This is a genomic window from Pararhodobacter sp. SW119 (assembly GCF_017811755.1).
Lineage (GTDB): Bacteria > Pseudomonadota > Alphaproteobacteria > Rhodobacterales > Rhodobacteraceae > Pararhodobacter.
In genome coordinates this window covers 46,696-65,153 of record NZ_JADDJF010000006.1, presented here as the reverse complement: position 1 = coordinate 65,153, position 18,458 = coordinate 46,696, and the positions used below count along the sequence as shown (strand labels likewise).

16 protein-coding genes are annotated in these 18,458 nt (G+C 66.4%); 7 read left to right on the top strand and 9 right to left on the bottom strand.

Annotated elements, in window-relative coordinates; genetic code table 11:
- Positions 1-110 precede the first annotated feature (110 nt).
- From IM708_RS05800 to lepA, 4 genes are all read right to left on the bottom strand, one after another.
- Positions 111-899 carry a xanthine dehydrogenase family protein subunit M gene (locus IM708_RS05800; RefSeq protein ID WP_209425387.1) on the bottom strand — a complete coding sequence of 263 codons (789 nt, stop codon included), beginning with the start codon at positions 897-899 and terminating at the stop codon, positions 111-113.
- A gap of 13 nt (positions 900-912) precedes the next feature.
- The gene (locus IM708_RS05795) at positions 913-3,297 is read right to left on the bottom strand and encodes a xanthine dehydrogenase family protein molybdopterin-binding subunit (RefSeq protein ID WP_209425386.1); all 2,385 of its coding nucleotides are present in this window, start codon (positions 3,295-3,297) and stop codon (positions 913-915) included.
- 74 nt (positions 3,298-3,371) lie between these two features.
- The gene (locus tag IM708_RS05790; protein WP_209425385.1) at positions 3,372-3,863 is read right to left on the bottom strand and encodes a (2Fe-2S)-binding protein; all 492 of its coding nucleotides are present in this window, start codon (positions 3,861-3,863) and stop codon (positions 3,372-3,374) included.
- A 235-nt stretch (positions 3,864-4,098) separates the two neighbouring features.
- Entirely contained in the window at positions 4,099-5,898 is a 1,800-nt protein-coding gene (gene lepA, locus IM708_RS05785; protein WP_209425384.1) for a translation elongation factor 4, read from the bottom strand.
- Between lepA and IM708_RS05780 the strand changes: the two genes are divergently transcribed.
- A complete protein-coding gene (locus tag IM708_RS05780; RefSeq protein ID WP_245243022.1) occupies positions 5,879-6,649 on the top strand; it encodes a rhomboid family intramembrane serine protease in 771 nt (256 codons plus the stop codon). The genes lepA and IM708_RS05780 overlap by 20 nt on opposite strands.
- A gap of 13 nt (positions 6,650-6,662) precedes the next feature.
- Here the strand turns inward: IM708_RS05780 and pncB are convergent, their stop codons facing one another.
- Positions 6,663-7,955: a nicotinate phosphoribosyltransferase gene (gene pncB, locus IM708_RS05775; RefSeq protein WP_209425383.1), complete on the bottom strand. Its 1,293-nt coding sequence runs from the start codon at positions 7,953-7,955 to the stop codon at positions 6,663-6,665.
- 121 nt (positions 7,956-8,076) lie between these two features.
- Between pncB and IM708_RS05770 the strand changes: the two genes are divergently transcribed.
- Complete coding sequence (locus IM708_RS05770) at positions 8,077-9,042, top strand: NAD(P)H-dependent glycerol-3-phosphate dehydrogenase (RefSeq protein ID WP_209425382.1); 966 nt, start codon at positions 8,077-8,079, stop codon at positions 9,040-9,042.
- 407 nt (positions 9,043-9,449) lie between these two features.
- Positions 9,450-9,932 carry a hypothetical protein gene (locus tag IM708_RS05765; RefSeq protein ID WP_209425381.1) on the top strand — a complete coding sequence of 161 codons (483 nt, stop codon included), beginning with the start codon at positions 9,450-9,452 and terminating at the stop codon, positions 9,930-9,932.
- Between the two features lie 323 nt (positions 9,933-10,255).
- Here IM708_RS05765 and IM708_RS05760 read toward each other — a convergent pair whose 3' ends face one another.
- Positions 10,256-11,143 carry an IS1 family transposase gene (locus IM708_RS05760; RefSeq protein ID WP_209425380.1) on the bottom strand — a complete coding sequence of 296 codons (888 nt, stop codon included), beginning with the start codon at positions 11,141-11,143 and terminating at the stop codon, positions 10,256-10,258.
- Between the two features lie 307 nt (positions 11,144-11,450).
- Between IM708_RS05760 and IM708_RS05755 the strand changes: the two genes are divergently transcribed.
- Together IM708_RS05755 and IM708_RS05750 are read left to right on the top strand one after the other, a co-directional pair.
- Positions 11,451-11,969 carry a winged helix-turn-helix domain-containing protein gene (locus IM708_RS05755; RefSeq protein WP_209425379.1) on the top strand — a complete coding sequence of 173 codons (519 nt, stop codon included), beginning with the start codon at positions 11,451-11,453 and terminating at the stop codon, positions 11,967-11,969.
- 449 nt (positions 11,970-12,418) lie between these two features.
- Positions 12,419-13,009: a TetR/AcrR family transcriptional regulator gene (locus tag IM708_RS05750; RefSeq protein ID WP_209425378.1), complete on the top strand. Its 591-nt coding sequence runs from the start codon at positions 12,419-12,421 to the stop codon at positions 13,007-13,009.
- A gap of 41 nt (positions 13,010-13,050) precedes the next feature.
- On the opposite strand, the gene IM708_RS05745 is transcribed toward IM708_RS05750, so the two are convergent.
- Both IM708_RS05745 and IM708_RS05740 read right to left on the bottom strand, forming a co-directional pair.
- The gene (locus IM708_RS05745; protein WP_209425377.1) at positions 13,051-13,650 is read right to left on the bottom strand and encodes a glutathione S-transferase family protein; all 600 of its coding nucleotides are present in this window, start codon (positions 13,648-13,650) and stop codon (positions 13,051-13,053) included.
- Positions 13,651-13,787: 137 nt separating this feature from the next.
- A complete protein-coding gene (locus IM708_RS05740; RefSeq protein WP_209425376.1) occupies positions 13,788-14,234 on the bottom strand; it encodes a GNAT family N-acetyltransferase in 447 nt (148 codons plus the stop codon).
- 202 nt (positions 14,235-14,436) lie between these two features.
- Here IM708_RS05740 and IM708_RS05735 point away from each other — a divergent pair, with 202 nt between their 5' ends.
- Together IM708_RS05735 and IM708_RS05730 are read left to right on the top strand one after the other, a co-directional pair.
- Complete coding sequence (locus IM708_RS05735; RefSeq protein ID WP_209425466.1) at positions 14,437-15,864, top strand: Glu/Leu/Phe/Val dehydrogenase; 1,428 nt, start codon at positions 14,437-14,439, stop codon at positions 15,862-15,864.
- 210 nt (positions 15,865-16,074) lie between these two features.
- Complete coding sequence (locus tag IM708_RS05730; RefSeq protein ID WP_209425375.1) at positions 16,075-18,117, top strand: FAD-dependent oxidoreductase; 2,043 nt, start codon at positions 16,075-16,077, stop codon at positions 18,115-18,117.
- 48 nt (positions 18,118-18,165) lie between these two features.
- Here IM708_RS05730 and IM708_RS05725 read toward each other — a convergent pair whose 3' ends face one another.
- The gene (locus IM708_RS05725) at positions 18,166-18,360 is read right to left on the bottom strand and encodes a hypothetical protein (RefSeq protein WP_209425374.1); all 195 of its coding nucleotides are present in this window, start codon (positions 18,358-18,360) and stop codon (positions 18,166-18,168) included.
- Positions 18,361-18,458: the final 98 nt, after the last annotated feature.

The window sequence follows — 18,458 nt, the reverse complement described above, 5'->3', positions numbered from 1 at the left end:
TCGGTCCAGTCACCGCCCCGCGCGTGTCGTGGGGGTCAGGCCTCTGTGGCAATTGCGTCGCGTCCCCACCGGGCCGACCGCAAGGGTCCGCACGGTGGGGACGGACTGGGTCAGCTGGCGGCCTTGACCGCGCGACGGGTCATGACACCGACCAGATGCGCGCGATAGGCCGGCGTCCCGTGCAGGTCGTTGATCATGCCGCCGTCGGGCACGCGCAGATCCGCCAGCGCCTCGGGCGCGAAGCTGCGGACCAGAGCTTCCTCGGCCTCGGTCCAGCGGAAGACACCGTCTTCCGACGCGCCGGTGACCGCGACCCGTACGCCCTCGGCGAACTTGGCGACAAAGACACCGGTCAGCGCGAACCGCGAGGCGGGCTGCGCGAACTTGGCATAGGCCGAGACTTCGGGGATCGGAAAGCGGACCGAGGTGACGATCTCGCCCTCTTCCAGCGCGGTGGTGAACATGCCCTGGAAGAAATCGTCCGCAGCGATTTCTCGCCGGTCGGTCACCACAGTCGCGCCTGTCGCTAGGACCGCGGCGGGATAGCAGGCCGCCGGGTCGTTGTTGGCGATGCTGCCGCCCAGCGTGCCGCGGTTGCGGACCGCCGGGTCGCCGATCTGCAGGGCCAGTGCTGCCAGGCCCGGAAATTCCGCGGCGGCGTCCCGCGCCACCGCGGCATGCGAGGTGCCGGCACCGATGACAAGCACGTCGCCGTCGCGGCAGACCCCCTTAAGTTCGGCGATGCCGGTCAGGCTGACCAGCGTTTCGGGCGCGTTGAGCCGCGCCTTCAGCGTCGGGATCAGCGTCTGCCCGCCCGCGATGGGTTGCGCCCCCTCGGCGGACAGCGCCTTCACGGCGTCGTCGATACTGCTCGGCTTCACGAAATCGAAAGCGTACATTTTCAGCCTCCCGTCACTTCTGCATCGCCGCCCAGACGCGCGCGGGCGTCAGCGGCATGTCGATATGGGTCACATGCGTGTAGCCGCCGCGTTGCAGCGCGTCGATCACCGCGTTGACAACGGCGGGGGGCGAGCCGATGGCGCCGGCCTCGCCGCAGCCTTTCACGCCCAAGGGGTTGTGCGTGCAGGGTGTGACGCAGGAATGATCCACCCGGAAGGACGGCAGATCGTCGGCGCGCGGCATGGCGTAATCCATGTACGAGGCCGAGAGGAGTTGCCCGTTCTCGTCGTAGGTGCAGTTTTCCAGCAGCGCCTGGCCGATCCCCTGCGCCAGCCCGCCCTGGACCTGACCGTCGACGATCATCGGGTTGACGATGTTGCCGAAATCGTCGGCGGCCGAGAAGGCGAGGATCTCCACCTTGCCGGTCTCGGGGTCGACCTCGACCTCGCAGCCATAGCCCCCCGACGGGTAGGTGAAGTTCGACGGGTCGTAGAAGGCGGTTTCCTCCAACCCCGGCTCAAGGCTTTCGAGCGGGTAGTTGTGCGGCACGTAGGCGGCCAGCGTCACGCCGGCCCAGTCCACGGACTTGTCTGTGCCCGCGACCGCGAACTTGCCGTCCTTCAGTTCGATATCGGCCTCCGACGCCTCCAGCAGATGCGCGGCGATCTTCTTGGCCTTGTCGATGATCTTGTTGGTGGCCTTCACGATGGCCGACCCGCCCACGGCAAGGCTGCGCGAGCCATAGGTCCCCATCCCCATCGGCGTGTTCGACGTGTCGCCGTGATGGATTTCCACCTGCCCCGCGTCGATCCCGATCATCTCGGCCACCACCTGGGCGAAGGTCGTCTCGTGCCCCTGCCCGTGGCTGTGGCTGCCGGTGTAGACGCTGATCGATCCCGTGGCGTTGACCCGCACCGTCGCGCTTTCATAAAGCCCAGCGCGGGCGCCCAATTGGCCCACCAGGTTCGAGGGCGCGATGCCGCAGGCCTCGATGTAATGCGCGATGCCGAAACCTCTGAGCTTGCCATTCGCCTTCGACGTCTCGGCGCGCGCAGCAAAGCCCGCGTGGTCGGAGATCTCCAGCAGCTTGTCCATCGTCGCGTGGTAGTTGCCGGTATCGTAGACCACCGCGACCGGCGTCTGGTACGGGAACTGCTCCGGCTTGATGAAGTTCTTGCGCCGCAGTTCCACCGGGTCGACGCCCAGTTCGCGCGCGGCCTTGTCGATCACGCGTTCCAGCTGGAAGGTCGCCTCGGGCCGGCCGGCGCCGCGGTAGGCATCGACGGGTATGGTGTTGGTGAAGACCGCCTTCACGTTCACGTAGATCAGCGGCGTGGTGTAGTTGCCGGCCATCAGCACGCCATGCAGCCAGGTCGGCACCGAGGGCGCGAAGGTGGACAGATAGGCGCCCATGTTGGCGCGGGTTTCGGTCCGGATCGCGGCGAACTTGTGGTCCGCGTCCAGCGCCAGTTCGATTGTGGTCACATGGTCGCGGCCATGGGCGTCCGACAGGAACGCCTCGGCGCGCGAGGAGGTCCACTTCACCGGGCGCTTCAGTTGCCGCGCCGCGAAGGTGCAGAACGCTTCCTCGGCATAGTGGAAGATCTTGGAGCCGAACCCGCCGCCCACGTCCGGGGCGACGACGCGCAGCTTGTGCTCGGGGATGCCCAGCACGAAAGCCCCCATCAGCAGCCGGATCACATGCGGGTTCTGGCTGGTGGTGTACAGCGTCGATTGGTCGTTCCACGCGTCGTAATCGCCGACAGCGACGCGCGGCTCCATCGGGTTGGCGACCAGCCGGTTGTTGACCAGATCCAGCCGCGTGACATGCGCGGCCTTGGTGAAGGCCTCGTTGACCGCCTCGCGGTTCTCCTCGACGAAGCCCCAGTCGTAGCAGAGGTTCGAGGACAGGTCGTCATGGACCTTGGTCGCGCCCTCGGCCAGCGCGGCCTTCATGTCGATGACGGCGGGCAGTTCGTCGATGTCGAAGACGATCGCCTCGGCGGCGTCGCGCGCGGCATCGGGCGTCTCGGCCACCACCGCGGCGATCGGATCGCCGACATGGCGCACCTTGCCCTCGGCCAGGACCGGGTGCTTGGGTTCCTGCATGGGCTGGCCGTGGCGGTCGGTCACCTGCCAGCCGCAGGGCAGGCCGCCCACACCCTCGAAATCCTTGGCGGTGAAGATTCGGATGACGCCCGGCATGGCATCGGCGGCGGCGGTGTCGAGACCGTTGATCCGCCCGTGCGCCATGTCCGAGCGCAGGAAATGCACATAGGCCTGTCCGCGCAGGTTGATGTCGTCGGTATACCGGCCGTTCCCGGTCAGGAACCGGATATCCTCGCGTCGCTTGGTGCTCGCGCCGATGCCGCCTTGCGCCTCGATGTCCTTGGGCATGCTGTCCTCCCTGTGGTCCAGATGCTGAACCGATGGTTCTGAAAATCCCCGGCAATGCTGACGGGTTGCGCGGCCTATTCGGCGGCGACGCCCAGCTGGCTCACGTCCTGACCCGAGGCGGCCATGACCGCTTTGACGATGTTGTGATAGCCGGTGCAGCGGCAGATGTTGCCTTCAAGGTAATGCCGGATCTCGGCTTCGGACGGCGTCGGGTTTTCCTCCAGCAGGGCAGCGGCGGACATCACCATGCCGGGCGTGCAGAAGCCGCATTGCAGGCCGTGATGGTCCTGGAACGCCTGCTGCAGGACCGACAGCGAGCCATCGGCATTGGCCATCCCCTCGATCGTCGTGACCTCGGCGTCGGCGGTGTCCATGGCCAGCACGTTGCAGGATTTCACGGGCTTTCCATCGACATGCACGACGCAGGCGCCGCATTGGCCGGTGTCGCAGCCGACATGGGTACCGGTCAGGCCCAGTCCTTGGCGCAGGAACGCGGACAGCAGCGTCCGCCCCTCTGCCTCGGCCGAAACCGTGCGTCCATTCACCTTCATGCTCAGGCGCGTCATCAACCCCTCCCCGGATCGTTCGCTTTTCCGGGCCAGACTGCGACAACGAGATCGGTTCGGCAAGAGGCTTGATCGGAGGGCGGAACGTCGTGCGGGTAACGCAGGCTTCCCGCACGGATCAGCGACATGCCATGCTTGGCGCGAAGGGGCTAGACCGGACGGTACGCGGCCCCGCCGGCGTCGAGTTCGACCGGGTTACGCTTGCGCGGTGAAGAAAGTTAGGCTTGCTGCGCGGTCAGCTGTCCATCTTCAGCGCGTTGATGAACGCCTGCTGCGGGATCTCGACTTTGCCGAACTGGCGCATCTTCTTCTTGCCGGCCTTCTGCTTTTCCAGAAGCTTCTTCTTGCGCGTGACGTCGCCGCCGTAGCATTTCGCCGTCACGTCCTTGCGCATCGCCGACAGCGTTTCCCGCGCGATCACGCGCCCGCCGATGGCCGCCTGGATCGGGATCTTGAACATGTGGCGCGGGATCAGTTCCTTCAGCTTCTCCACCATCGCGCGGCCGCGCATCTCGGCGCGGTCGCGGTGGACCATCATCGAAAGCGCGTCGACGGGTTCGTCGTTGACCAGCACCGACATCTTGACCAGCGTGTCCTCGCGGTAGCCGGTGATCTGGTAGTCGAAGCTGGCATAGCCCTTGGTCACCGATTTCAGCCGGTCGTAGAAGTCGAAGACGACCTCGTTCAGCGGCAGGTCGTAAACGACCATCGCGCGGGAGCCGGCGTAGGTCAGTTCCTCCTGGATGCCGCGCCGGTCCTGACAGAGCTTCAGCACGTCACCTAGGTACTCGTCCGGCACCATGATCGTGGCGCGGATGCGCGGCTCCTCGATATGGTCGACATGGGTCAGGTCGGGCATGTCGGCGGGGTTGTGCAGCTCCTGCATGGTGCCGTCGCGCATGTGGATGCGATAGACGACCGAAGGGGCGGTGGTGATCAGGTCCAGATCGTATTCGCGCTCCAGCCGGTCGCGCACGACTTCCAGGTGCAGCAGGCCGAGGAAGCCGCAGCGGAAGCCGAAGCCGAGCGCGGCCGAGGTTTCCATCTCGTAGGTGAAACTCGCGTCGTTCAGCGCCAGTTTCTCGATGGCTTCGCGCAGACCCTCGAAATCGTTGGCGTCGACCGGAAAGAGGCCGCAGAAGACCACCGGGATCGACGGCTTGAAGCCGGGCAACGGCTTTTCGCATGGCTTCTTCTCGTGCGTGATCGTGTCGCCGACGCGGGTGTCGCGGACCTGCTTGATCGATCCGGTGAGGATGCCGATCTCGCCGGGGCCCAGCTCGGCGATGTCGACCATCGCGGGCTTCAGCACCGCCAGCTTGTCGACGCCGTAGGCGGCGCCGGTCTGCATCATCTTGATCTTGTCGCCCTTGCGGATGACGCCGTCCATGACGCGGATCAGCACGACGACGCCCAGGTAGGGGTCGTACCACGAATCGACCAGCATCGCCTTTAGCGGCGCGTCGCGCTCGCCTTTCGGCGGCGGCAGGCGCTTGACGATGGCCTCCAGCACGTCGGGGATGCCCAGGCCGGACTTGGCCGAGATGCGGATCGCGTCCGAGGCGTCGAGGCCGATCACGTCCTCGATCTGTTCCTTCACGCGGTCGGGCTCGGCCGCCGGCAGGTCGATCTTGTTCAGGACCGGCACGATCTCGTGGTCGGCATCGAGCGCGTGGTAGACATTGGCCAGCGTCTGCGCCTCGACCCCCTGGGAGGCGTCGACGACCAGAAGCGAGCCTTCGACCGCGCGCATGGAGCGGCTGACCTCGTAGGCGAAGTCGACATGGCCGGGCGTGTCGATCAGGTTCAGCACATAGGTGTGGCCGTCCTGCGCGGGATAGTCGATGCGCACGGTGTTGGCCTTGATGGTGATGCCGCGCTCGCGCTCGATATCCATCGCGTCGAGCAACTGCTCCTTCATGTCGCGTTCGGCCACGGTGCCGGTCAGCTGTATCAGCCGGTCGGCGAGCGTGGATTTGCCGTGGTCGATATGCGCCACGATCGAGAAGTTGCGGATGCGCGAAAGTTCGGTCATGGGGCCGCATATGCGGCGGAATCGCGGGGCGGTCAATGGGCAGGCATCGGTGCTTGCCTTTGCCCGGCCGGCGCGGCAAGGCTCGCGCATGACGCGCGCGCCGTCCCCCGCCCGAACGCCCGTGACCGCCCGACTGCGGCGGCACTGGCTGGTGCTGGCGCTGGCGCTTCTTTGCATCTCCGTCGAACTGGCGCTGATCGGGGCCGAGCGTGGGCTCTGGGGGTCGGCGCGCTGGCGGATGATGGCCTATCTCAACGGCGGGTTCTGGGCCGGGCTGGTCCGCGCGGGGTGGGAGGGCAACTACGCGCTGCAGCCGGTCACGATGTTCGTCAGCCATGCGCTGCTGCACGCGGGGTTCACGCATCTGGCGACCAACGTGATCGCGCTGATCGGCCTGGGGGCGGCGGTGCGGGTGCGGATGGGGCAGGCCGGGCTGGTGCTGGTGCTGGCGGCGTCGACCCTGGGCGGCGGGCTGGCCTTTGCCGCCTTCGGGCCGCTGGGCCAGCCGATGGTTGGCGCGTCCGGGGCGCTTTTCGGCGTCGCCGGCGCGCTTCTGGTGCTGATCGCCGAGGGGGAACGGCAGACCGGGCAGCCGCGCACCGGCATCGCCGTGCTGGCGCTGGCGCTGATGGCGCTGAACGTGCTGTCGGCCTGGCTGGTCGGCTGGCAGATGGCCTGGGAGGCGCATGCCGGCGGGTTCGCCGCCGGCGCGCTGGCCGCCTTCGCCTGGAGCGCGCGGCGGCTAAGCTAGGCGCGACAGGCGGTCAGACCACGACCTCCAGCGCCTCCTGCGCGCCGACGCCGAAGACGCGCTTGTAGCGTTCGATCTCGGCCTCGGGGCCCATTGCCTTGTTGGGGTTGTCCGACAGCTTGACAGTCGGCCGTCCGTCCGCCGCGACCGCCTTGCAGACAAGGCTGAAGGGCGCCAGCCCATCGCCCGGCGCCAGCCCCCGGAAGTCGTTGGTCAGCAACGTGCCCCAGCCGAAGCTGACCTTGACCCGCCCGCGGAACTGGGCGTGCAGGGTTTCGATCCGGTCGACATCCAGCCCGTCGGAGAAGATGATCAGCTTCTCGCGCGGGTCCTCGCCGTGCGCCTGCCACCAGCGGATGGCGGTTTCGGCGCCGGTGGCGGGATCGCCGGAATCGACGCGCACGCCGGTCCAGCCGGTCAGCCATTCGGGCGCGCGTTTCAGGAAGCCCTCGGTGCCGAAGGTGTCGGGCAGGATGATGCGCAGGTTGCCCGAATGCTCCTCGTGCCAGTCGGCCAGCACGCGGTAGGGCGCCTCGGCAAGTTCCTCGTCGGTGCGGGCGAGCGCGGCGTGGACCATCGGCAACTCGTGCGCGTTGGTGCCGATCGCCTCCAGGTCGCGGCGCAGCGCGATGCGGCAGTTCGAGGTGCCGATGAAGGCCGGGCCCAGCCCCTCGACCAGGGCCTGGACACACCATTCCTGCCAGAGGTAGGAATGCCGCCGCCGCGTGCCGAAATCGGCCAGCCGCAGGCCGTCGAGCTGGCGCAGGCGTTCGACCTTTTCCCAGACCCGGGCCATGGCGCGGGCGTAGAGAACCTGCAGCTCGAAATAGCCCATGTCCTTGAGAACCGCGCGCGAGCGCAGCTCCATCAGGACCGCCAGCGCCGGGATTTCCCACAGCATGACCTCGGGCCAGGGGCCTTCGAAGGTCAGCTCGTACTGGCCGTCGCGCTTTTCCAGGTGGTAGGGCGGCAGGCGCAGGTTTTCGAACCATTCCATGAAATCGGGGCGGAACATCTGCCGCTGGCCGTAGAAGGTGTTGCCCCGCATCCAGGTGCTTTCCCCCCGCGTCAGGCGGAGCGAGCGGACATGGTCGAGCTGTTCGCGCAACTCGCCCTCGTCGATCAGTTCGGTCAGGCGGATCTGCTTGCTGCGGTTGATCAGGCTGAAGGTGACCTGCGTGTCCGGCCGGTTGCGAAAGACCGACTGGCACATCAGAAGCTTGTAGAAGTCGTTGTCGATCAGCGAACGCACGATCGGGTCGATCTTCCAGTTGTGGTTGTGCACACGGTTGGCGATATCGACCATCGGGCGGGCTCCGTTCAGGGCGTTGACGGCAGAGTATAGACAGTGCGCGGCGGGCGCAAAGGGGGCGCGGCTTGACAGTGCCGGTCCGCGGCCCCGATAGACAGCGAAGGAGGAGCGCGCGATGGCGGAACGGATCGGGGTGATCGGCGCGGGCGCTTTCGGCACGGCGCTGGCGGTGGCGCAGGCCGCCGCCGGGCGCGAGGTGGCGCTGTGGCTGCGCGACCCGGCCGCGGCGGCCGAGATGGCCGAGGGGCGCGAGAACCGCGCGCGTCTGCCCGGTGTGCGGCTGCCGCCGGGGGTGGTCCCGACCGCGGATATCGCCAATGCAGCAAGGGAAATCGTGCTGCTGGCCGTGCCCACGCAGCGGCTGCGCGAGGTGCTGCAGGCGCAGGCGGAGCGGCTGGCCGGCTGCACGCTGGTCGCCTGCTGCAAGGGGGTCGAACTGGGCACCGGCCTGCTGCCGACCGAAGTGATTGCGGATGTCCTGCCGGGGGCGCGGGTGGCGGTGCTGACCGGGCCCAGCTTTGCCGCCGACATCGCGCGCGGCAAGCCCACGGCGCTGACCCTGGCCGCCACCGCGCCGGGCGCCGAGGCGCTGCAGGAGGCGCTGTCGACACGAAGCCTGCGGCTTTACCTGACCGGGGATCTGACCGGCGCGCAGATGGGCGGGGCGTTGAAGAACGTCATCGCCATCGCCGCCGGGGTCAGCATCGGCGCGGGCCTGGGGGAAAGCGCGCGGGCGGCGCTGATGACCCGCGGTTTCGCCGAGATGACCCGCCACGCCGAGGCGCGCGGGGCCGATAGCGAGACGCTGCACGGCCTGTCGGGGCTGGGCGATCTGGTGCTGACCTGCACCTCGGAGAAGTCGCGCAACTATCGCCACGGGCTGGCGCTGGGCGCGGGCCGCCCGCCCGAGGCCGGCGCGACGGTCGAGGGGGTGGCGACCGCCCGCGCGCTGGCTGCGGCGGCGCCGGCGGATGCGCTGCCGGTCACGGCGATGGTGGCGGCGCTGGTCGACGGGAAGGTGACGCTGGCGGACGCGGTCGAGTTGCTGCTCAGCCGGCCGCTGAAGCGCGAGCGGGAGTGACGGCGCGGCCCACGGCGGGCGGTTAACGAAAACCTGCGGGGGCGCGCGGCGGGGGGCGGCGCGGCACGGGCGATTTTCGGACAGAGCGCTGAAAACACGCGACTTTTGCCTGCTGGCAAGCGTATGGCAGGCGTATGGCAAGCGTATGGCAAACGTAGGTAGTGGGTCAGTTTGAATTTTCGGGATTCACAATGCGAAAGAACTCTGATTCAGTTGCGCGAGAGGCTGGAGGGTTCCTGATGCAAAACATGTCCCACGCAGTGATGGCTCAGCGCCGCGAACCGCTAAACAGCGCTGACGATTTTCCCACGCCGCCCTGGGCTACACGCGCCCTTGTGGAGCATGTGATTGGTTTAGATAGGGTACGCGACGCAACGTGCCTAGAGCCAGCGTGCGGCAGAGGCTACATGTCCGGGCCTCTTCGAGAATATTTCGCCCACGTCGACGGATTTGATGCCTACCCTTATGGATCAAATGAGATCCGTAATTTTCTGACCTTCCCCTACGAGGTAGGCTCGCATGATTGGGTTATAACAAACCCACCATTCCGCATAGCGGAGGATTTTGTTGCCAGAGCGCTGTCGGTCGCGCGGAAAGGCGTGGCGATCCTGGCCCGAACGGTATTTCTGGAAAGTGTCGGGCGATACGAGCGAGTTTTCCGAAATGCGCCGCCTGCCTTGTTTGCCCAATTTTGTGAAAGAGTACCGATGGTCAAAGGCCGAGTTGACCCAAAGGCGTCCACCGCGACCGGATACGGGTGGTTCGTCTGGGATCTTGAGGCCAAAGAACAAGCAACCAAGGTGGTTTGGATACCGCCATGCCGCAGGAACTTAGAGCGCGACGGCGACTATCAGGTTTCGTGCTTGTCGAAAGCGGCGATCCCGTCTTGAAGAAGCTTTTTGGCTCCATCTACGTCGCCAGCCTCTATGGCCGCTAATGCCCTGCCGGCAACCCCCCTTACGCGTCGACCTTTCGGACCGGGCGAACCTTTCGGCGGCAAGTCAGCGGCTGGGGCTAGTGGTAGCGAGCCGTGAGATCCCTTTTCTACCTCCACAATACGCGCTTGGTTCTCGCCGAACCAAGCCGCGATGTTGTGCTGCTTGTCTCCTCTAGCAATCATTCCCAGGACAATAGACGCGTCTTTGTTTGTTAGAGCCATCGCTCCCTTCCCTGCATCTGACACCAGATCGGCATAAACAGAGATGACATAAAGTCAAGCAGGCAGCCGCTTCTTGTACGGCCCGCGCTTAGCCGGGGAAGGCTCGGCAGCTTCGACCAGCGCCACCAGATCAGCGATATCCCAAAGCCGATCAGTCAGCCCGGAAGCCATAGCAGGCGTGACGCGTAGCGTTTGGTGGATGCGACAGAAGTTGTAGAACATGAAGTGAAGCGCCACGGCGTGCGCGTGGTTTTCAACCTTCTTGGAAAAGGCGTTAGTCAACCTGGTGAAGCGGCGCATGTGCATCCGCATCGTCAGGTTTTGCCGCTCGACATGCGACGTGCTGACCAGTTCCTTGACCGGCTGGCCTTCGATCAGACGCTTTTTAGTTCCGGTGCATTCCGAAGGCGAATACTTGCGCTCGTGCCCCTTCTGGCCTGTGGGTTCGCCGTACAATTTCACCAACTGCGCATAGTCCACGTCAGCACCGAACGCGCCCTCGACGGCTTCGAGGTATGCCTTGTGCCCGTCTGTGGTCAACTGGACGCGGTTCGCAAGACGGTCACGCAGATCGTCCATGAAGGCCGTCGCGTACTCGCTGTCACGGCCGCCGACCAGATATGACACGATCAGCTTGCTTTCGCTGTCCAGCGCGGTCCAGGTCCAAGTATCGCCAGCATCCTCGGGCGCGGCCTTCGCCTTAGCCACGTTCTTTTCCTTGGCGTAAGTGAACGACCAAATCTCATCGCACTGAACCAGCGAAGCGCGAACGTTACGAACGTTAGCGTCGTGATAGTCCGCACACGCCTTACCCGCGTCGATCAGCAGCTTGTTTACGGTGTTCTTGCTTACATCAGCGATTCGCGAAGTGGCTCGGATGCTGTTCCCCTCGCAAAGCAAGCGCAAGATCAATGTGCGGGTTTTGTTATCTAGCTTGTTCATGACCCAACATTAGCCTACGCATTCGGTCAGTTTCAAGAGAAAAATGCGCCAATAACGCAGAATATTTGCAGAACCTGCTTGCTTTGTAGTTTTTCTGCTTGAACGCGGCGAGGGGATCAGGCAACAAGAGACCCGCAGCGCTAGGAACGCTGCGGGTTGAAATGCCTTACCGGGCCAGATCGCGAGAGGTTTAGAAAGATGGGTCCGCCAAGAAAGTGAACCGCTCCAAAACCTAAGCGATTGGGGCATGTCGCATGCGGGCTGCATAAGCGTCCGCATGCGGCTCTTATACTTGAGGAGGGCCACCATGACAAGCCAAATCGATGAAAATCACTACGCTGCGGTCATCGCCGACCTAGAGGCCAAGCGGGATGAGCTGGATAGGACAATCCGAAACCTTCGGCACATGGCGGGGCTTTCCGTCGCCAACGAAGCTCAGGATCGCGAACCTCAGCCCCGTCGCGACGCGCACGAGCCGAACGGGGAAAACCCTTTTCTCGGCATGAAGGTTCACGACGCTGCAAAGATTATCCTCGCAAACAAGCGCAAGCCCATGTCACCTGCTGATCTAGTCGAGGCTATGGAAGCCGGGGGGCTGCTGCTGACGGGAAACAAAACAAACAGCGTAGGGTCAATTCTCAACCGCCGACAAAAGCAAGTGGGGGATATCGTAAGCCTTCAGCGCGGCAAGTGGGCGCTCAGGGAGTGGTATCCGGGGCGCAGTTTCGGAAAAAAGCAGGATGAAAAAGATGCGGCTATCGAGACCAGCGAGATTGAGCAGCCCGGCGTGACGCCTCTGATCTTTCCTCAGCGGTCATGCGACTAGCCCGCGCTTTCCCGCCCTTTGATCCGCCTTTAAGACCCCTTTCGACAGCGGAGGGGTCTTTTTCTTTTTCTGGCAGCACATCCCCTGTCGCCAGGTCCACAATGTGCTTGGCCAACTGGTTCGCGTCGCGGGGTCTCTTGGGCTTGTCTGTCATGCCCTCAATATGGGGCCTGGCGGGGCGCAGCGCAAACGGAACCTTACAATGCACTGTAACCGTCACATTTCAAACTGACCCACTACCCAAACGTATGGCACTTTGGCCCGAAAACGACGTTTGGCGGGCCTTGGCCGCACCCTTCGCCCGCCCGCGCGCGGGGCGGTTGCGGGGGGCATGTGGCAGGATTGGGGAATATGCTTAAGCATAATATTGCCCGAAAGCGCCCGCTCGCGGGGTGGACTCGGGCCTGACGCGGGGTTGAATTGAACGCCCGTTCAGTCGAAACTGCGGCATGGCCCGCAAACCCGGTTCCCGTGCCGAGATCACCGGCCCGCGCCTGCGCGCGGCGGCGCTGCGGCTGTTCGCGCGTCACGGCTATGCGGCGGTGTCGATGCGCCAGATCGCCGCCGAGGTGGGCGTGCAGGCCGGCGCGCTTTACCAGTACATCAGCGACAAGCAGGGGCTGCTGTTCGAGCTGATGCGCGGCCATATGGAGGACCTGCTGACCGCCTGGGCCGAAAGCCGCCCGCCGGCCGGCGACGCGCTGTCGCGGCTGGAGCATTTCGCGCGCTTCCACATCCGCTTTCACGCCGCGCGCGCCGACGCGGTCTTCGTATCCTACATGGAGTTGCGCAACCTCACCCCCGGCAACTTCGCCGCGCTGGAAGCCCTGCGCCGCCGCTACGAGGGCGAATTGGAGGCGATCCTGCGCCAGGGCCAGGCCGAGGGCGCGATGCGCCTGCCCGACACGCGGCTGGCGACGATGGCCCTGATCGCGATGCTGACCGGCGTCAACACCTGGTTCCGCGAGGGCGGACGCCTGAGCCGCGATCAGGTCGAGGACATCTATGTCGACATGGTCCGCAAGGCGGTGGGGGCCTGAGCGGACCGCCTGAAGCGGCCCGCCGGCGCCGGGTCGCGGGCCTAGGCCGCGCCCTGCTTCTCGCGTGCGATGATCCGTTGCTGCGACGGCCGCTCGCTGCAGCGCTTCACCCAGTCCTTCAGAAGCGGGTTGTCGGGCAGCAGATCCGGAAACCACAGGAACGGGCTGGTGCAGAGCAGGTCCGCCGCGCTGAACCGCTCACCCAGCAGATACGGCCCCCGTTGCAGCGCCTCGGTCAGCTGCGCGATCATCGTGTCGAAATCGCGCAGCGTCGCGGTCAGCGCCGGGTGGCTGATCTCTGCCCAGTGCAGGATGATCACCGGCTCCATCACCGACTGGTAGTAGAAAAGCCACGACAGGTAGGCGCCGCGACCCGGTTCGCCGGGCAGCGGGCCGAGCCTTGCGTCGGGATACCTGTCCGTCAGGTAGAGGATGATCGCGCCCCGCTCGCGGATATGTTCGTCGCCGTCGACAAGGTAGGGGACCTTCTTTTCGGGATGCGGATTGCGCGGGTCGGGACCGCCCGAGCCGTCCTGGCGCGGGATCGTCACCTCGCGGATCTCGATATCGGCGGCCAGTTCTTCGACGAGGGCCGCCAGCGTGGACGAACGCGACTGCGGCGCGTGGTAGAGGATGGGCATCGGATCTCTCCTTCTTGTCTCGGTACGGGCTGTAAGGCTGGGACTGCTGACAGAAGAGGGCAGTAACCTTCATCGCGCGCGCGGCAAAGCCCCCCGACCGGCTGACCCCACGGGTCTGCGACCCGGCGCGGCGGGGTTCACAGCGTCAGCTTCAGCCCCTCGTGGCTGGCGGTGAAGCCCAGTGCGGCGTAGAAGGCGTGCGCCTCGGCGCGGGACTTGTCGGTGGTCAGCTGCACCAGCCCGCAGCGGCGCGCGCGGCAGGCGGCGATCGCCCAGTCGAAGATCTTGCGCCCCAGCCCGCGCCCGCGGTGCGATCGCGCGACGCGCACGCTTTCGATCTGCCCGCGCCACATGCCCTGCCGCGACAGGCCCGGGATGAAGGTCAGTTGCAGGCAGCCGACGATCAGGCCGTCCTCCTCGACCACGGCGAGCAACTGGTTGGAGTCGCGGTCGATCGCCTCGAACGCCGCGAGATAGGCGGGCGGCACCGGGTCGCGCGCATCCTCGCGCAGGCGGCCCAGCGGGTCGTCGGCCAGAAGCCGGATGATTGCCGCCAGATCGCCCCGTTCCGCCCGCCTGATCATCGCCGCCTGCCCCCCGCTGCCTGCCCGCGCAATAGCGCAGTTCGGCGCCGCGGTCATCCGCCCGCAAGCCGGAAGGCGAGCGCTTTTTTGAAACAAACCGCAGAAAAAAGAAGCGTTTTGAAAAGTGCGGCGGGACCGGCTAGGGTGAGGTGCGACATGCGGCCGCAGAGTCGGCCAGGAAACAGGGCGGGACGATACCATGCTGCAACAGAACGAACCGAGCTTCCGCGAGAGCGTCGACATCATGTTCAACCGCGCCGTGGCGCTGATGGACCTGTCGCCCGGCCTGGCCGAAAAGATCCGGGTCTGCAACGCCACCTACACGGTGCGCTTCGGCGTGCGGCTGCGCGGCCGGATCGAGACCTTCACCGGCTATCGTTCGGTTCATTCCGAACATATGGAACCGGTCAAGGGCGGCATCCGCTACGCCCCCGAGGTTCACCAGGACGAGGTCGAGGCGCTGGCGGCGCTGATGACCTACAAATGCGCGCTGGTCGAAACGCCGTTCGGCGGATCGAAGGGCGGCTTGCGGATCGACCCGCGCAAGTACGAGGAGCACGAGCTGGAGCAGATAACCCGCCGCTTCGCCTACGAGCTGGCCAAGCGCGACCTGATCCACCCCGCCCAGAACGTCCCCGCCCCCGACATGGGCACCGGCGAGCGCGAGATGGCCTGGATCGCCGACCAGTACGCGCGGATGAACACCACCGACATCAACGCCCGCGCCTGCGTCACCGGCAAGCCGCTGAATGCCGGCGGCATCAAGGGCCGGGTGGAGGCCACGGGCCGCGGCGTGCAATACGCGCTGCGCGAATTCTTCCGCCACCCCGACGACGTGAAGGTGGCGAAGCTGACGGGATCGCTGGACGGCAAGCGGGTCATCGTGCAGGGCCTGGGCAACGTCGGCTTCCACGCCGCCAAGTTCCTGTCCGAGGAGGACGGCTCGAAGATCATCGCGGTGATCGAGCGTGACGGCGCGGTGACCAACGACGACGGGCTGGATATCGAGGCCCTGCGCCAGCACATCGTGCAGACCGGCGGCGTGCGCGACTTCGCCGGCGCCAGCTATCACGAGGAGGGCGGTGCGCTGCTGGAGGCCGAGTGCGACATCCTGATCCCCGCCGCGCTGGAGGGCGTGATCCATCTGGGCAACGCCGCGCGCATCCAGGCGCCGCTGATCATCGAGGCCGCCAACGGTCCGATCACCGCCGGCGCCGACGAGATCCTGAAGGACAAGGGCGTGGTGATCATCCCCGACATGTACGCCAATGCCGGCGGCGTCACGGTCAGCTATTTCGAATGGGTCAAGAACCTGAGCCATATCCGCTTCGGCCGGATGCAGCGCCGCAACGAGGAAGCGCATGCGCTGGCGCTGATCGAGGAGTTGGAGCGGCTGTCGGCCGACAAGGGCCTAGGCTGGGAACTGGCCCCGGATTTCAAGAAGCGCTACCTGCAGGGCGCGGACGAGTTGGCGCTGGTGCGCTCGGGCCTCGATGACACGATGCGCACGGCCTACCAGTCGATGCGCGAGGTCTGGCATGGCCGCGACGACGTCCACGACCTGCGCACCGCCGCCTATATCGTGGCGATCGACAAGGTGGCGGCCAGCTACCGTGCCAAGGGCCTCTGACGCCGATCCGGGGTGGGCGGCTGGCCGGCGGCGCCCGCGGAAAGAGTTAAGATTGGATTTTCATCACGACTTTATTGGCGTGATTTCAGCGCATTGATCGATTGCGCGCATGCGCGCACCGGGCCCGAGGACGGGTCAGGGGCGGCTTGACACCGACCCGGCCGGTGCCGAGAATCGTCCGTCCCACCCCCCTGTTCCCGAGCCTGCCCCATGAGCCACGACCCGCTGCTGCAACCCTACCGGCTGAAGCACCTGGTGCTGAAGAATCGGGTGATGTCGACCGCGCACGAGCCCGCCTATGCCGAGGACGGGCTGGCCGGCGAGCGCTACCGGCTCTACCACCGCGAGAAGGCGCGCGGCGGGATGGCGCTGACCATGACCGCCGGCTCGGCGCTGGTCGCGCCCGACAGTCCCGCCGCCTTCGGCAACCTGCAGGCCTACCGGGACGAGATCGTGCCCGGGCTGGCGCGGCTGGCCGAGGATTGCCACGCCGAAGGCTGCGCGGTGATGATCCAGCTGACGCATCTGGGCCGACGAACGGGCTGGAACCGGGGCGACTGGCTGCCGGTCCTGTCGGCGAGCCCGGTGCGCGAACCCGCCCACCGCGCCTTCCCCAAGGAGGCCGAGGATTGGGACATCGCGCGGATCGTCGCGGATTATGCCGCGGCCGCGCAACGCATGCAGGAAGCCGGCCTCGACGGGATCGAGTTCGAGGCCTACGGGCACCTGATGGACAGCTTCTGGTCGCCCGCGACCAACCACCGCGACGATAACTGGGGCGGCAGCCTGGAGAACCGCCTGCGCTTCACCTGGGCGGTGATCGACGCGGTGCGCGCGGCGGTGGGGCCGGATTTCATCGTCGGCATCCGCATGGTCGCGGACGAGGACTGGGAGAAGGGCCTGAGCCGCGAGGAGGGGGTGGAGATCGCGCGGCGCATCGCCGCCAGCGGCAAGTTCGACTTCATCAACCTGATCCGCGGGCATATCGAGACCGACGCGGCGCTGGCGCAGGTGATTCCGATCCACGGCATGCCCTCGGCCCCGCATCTGGATTTCGCGGGCGAGGTGCGCGCGGCGACGAAGTTCCCGGTCTTTCACGCCGCCCGGATCAGCGACGTCGCCACCGCCCGCCACGCCATCGCCGCGGGCAAGCTGGACATGGTCGGCATGACCCGCGCGCATCTGGCGGACCCGCATATCGTGGCGCAGGTCGCCCGTGGGGCCGAGCACCGCATCCGCCCCTGCGTCGGCGCGACATATTGCCTGGACCGCATCTACGAAGGGGGCGAGGCGCTCTGCATCCACAACGCCGCAACCGGCCGCGAGGCGACGATCCCGCATGTCATCCCGAAAGCCGCCAAGCCGTGCCGCGTGGTCGTCGTGGGGGCCGGGCCGGCGGGGCTGGAGGCCGCGCGCGTCGCCGCCGAGCGCGGACACGAAGTGCAGGTGTTGGAGGCGGGAGCGCAGGCCGGCGGGCAGATCAACCTGCTGGTCAAGAACCCGCGCCGGCGCGAATTGAGCGGGATCGTCGACTGGCGGCTGGCCGAACTGGACCGTCTGGGCGTGGCGATCCGCTACGACATCTGGGCCGAGGAAGCGGAGGTTCTGGACCTGGACCCCGAGGTGGTCATCATCGCCACCGGCGGGCTGCCGCAGAACCCGCCGCTGGAGGCCGGCGACGATCTGGCGACGTCAAGCTGGGACGTGCTGTCCGGCGGCGTGCGGCCGGGGGCCGAGGTGCTGGTCTACGACGACGGCGGCGGGCATGCGGGCATGAGCGCGGCCGAGGTGCTGGCGCGCGGCGGCGCAAGGGTGGAACTGGTCAGCCCCGAGCGCTTCTTCGCGCCCGATATCGGCGGGCTGAACCACGCGCCCTACATGGCGGCGTTCCAGGCCCACGGCGTGCGCGTGACGATCAACACCCGCGTCGTGGCGCTGGAACGGGCGGGCAACCGGATCCGCGCGCGCCTGGGATCGGACTTCCTGCCCGGCTGGAACGAAACGCGCGAGGTCGACCAGGTCGTCACCGAACACGGGACGGCGCCGAACGACACGCTCTACTTCGCGCTGAAGACGCAATCGCGCAATCTGGGCCAGGTCGATTACGCCGCGCTGATCCGCACCGAGGGACCGATCCTGCCCGAAGTGAATGCCGAGGGTAGGTTCATGCTCTACCGGATCGGCGACGCGGTGGCGTCACGCAATGTCCATGCCGGGATCTACGACGCGCTGCGCATGGGACTGCGCTGGTAGGGTTTCACGCTGTCGGATTTACGGGGTCGGCAGGAAAGGCAGCGCGGCTCAGGACGGCTTTGCCGTCGCGCCCTCGGCGCGTGCGCGGCAGAGGGCGATCGCGGTGCCCGCCAGCAGGCAGCCCAGCATGCCTCCCAGCGGGTAGGCGATGACCGTCAGCAGCAGCGACGCGGTGACCAGCCAGGCCACGACCGCCAGGGTCACACCCGCGCCAAAACCAAGCATCACGATAGCCGCTGCCATGTCCGCTCCTTACCGAATCGACGGAGCCGCAGAGAGACTGGGCGCCGTCCGACCCGAGCGTGCTGCCCGACCGTTAATTTCAGGTTAACGCATTGCGT

Excerpts from the sequence above, each read along its gene's own strand:
- IM708_RS05725 (WP_209425374.1), bottom strand. The coding sequence starts at position 18,360 with ATGGCAGCGGCTATCGTGATGCTTGGTTTTGGCGCGGGTGTGACCCTG.
- IM708_RS05745 (WP_209425377.1), bottom strand. The coding sequence starts at position 13,650 with ATGCCCATCCTCTACCACGCGCCGCAGTCGCGTTCGTCCACGCTGGCG.
- IM708_RS05740 (WP_209425376.1), bottom strand. The coding sequence starts at position 14,234 with ATGATCAGGCGGGCGGAACGGGGCGATCTGGCGGCAATCATCCGGCTT.
- lepA (WP_209425384.1), bottom strand. The coding sequence starts at position 5,898 with ATGACCGAACTTTCGCGCATCCGCAACTTCTCGATCGTGGCGCATATC.
- IM708_RS05800 (WP_209425387.1), bottom strand. The coding sequence starts at position 899 with ATGTACGCTTTCGATTTCGTGAAGCCGAGCAGTATCGACGACGCCGTG.
- IM708_RS05765 (WP_209425381.1), top strand. The coding sequence starts at position 9,450 with ATGTCCGGGCCTCTTCGAGAATATTTCGCCCACGTCGACGGATTTGAT.
- IM708_RS05730 (WP_209425375.1), top strand. The coding sequence starts at position 16,075 with ATGAGCCACGACCCGCTGCTGCAACCCTACCGGCTGAAGCACCTGGTG.
- IM708_RS05770 (WP_209425382.1), top strand. The coding sequence starts at position 8,077 with ATGGCGGAACGGATCGGGGTGATCGGCGCGGGCGCTTTCGGCACGGCG.
- IM708_RS05750 (WP_209425378.1), top strand. The coding sequence starts at position 12,419 with ATGGCCCGCAAACCCGGTTCCCGTGCCGAGATCACCGGCCCGCGCCTG.
- IM708_RS05755 (WP_209425379.1), top strand. The coding sequence starts at position 11,451 with ATGACAAGCCAAATCGATGAAAATCACTACGCTGCGGTCATCGCCGAC.
- IM708_RS05760 (WP_209425380.1), bottom strand. The coding sequence starts at position 11,143 with ATGAACAAGCTAGATAACAAAACCCGCACATTGATCTTGCGCTTGCTT.
- IM708_RS05795 (WP_209425386.1), bottom strand. The coding sequence starts at position 3,297 with ATGCCCAAGGACATCGAGGCGCAAGGCGGCATCGGCGCGAGCACCAAG.
- pncB (WP_209425383.1), bottom strand. The coding sequence starts at position 7,955 with ATGGTCGATATCGCCAACCGTGTGCACAACCACAACTGGAAGATCGAC.
- IM708_RS05790 (WP_209425385.1), bottom strand. The coding sequence starts at position 3,863 with ATGACGCGCCTGAGCATGAAGGTGAATGGACGCACGGTTTCGGCCGAG.
- IM708_RS05780 (WP_245243022.1), top strand. The coding sequence starts at position 5,879 with ATGCGCGAAAGTTCGGTCATGGGGCCGCATATGCGGCGGAATCGCGGG.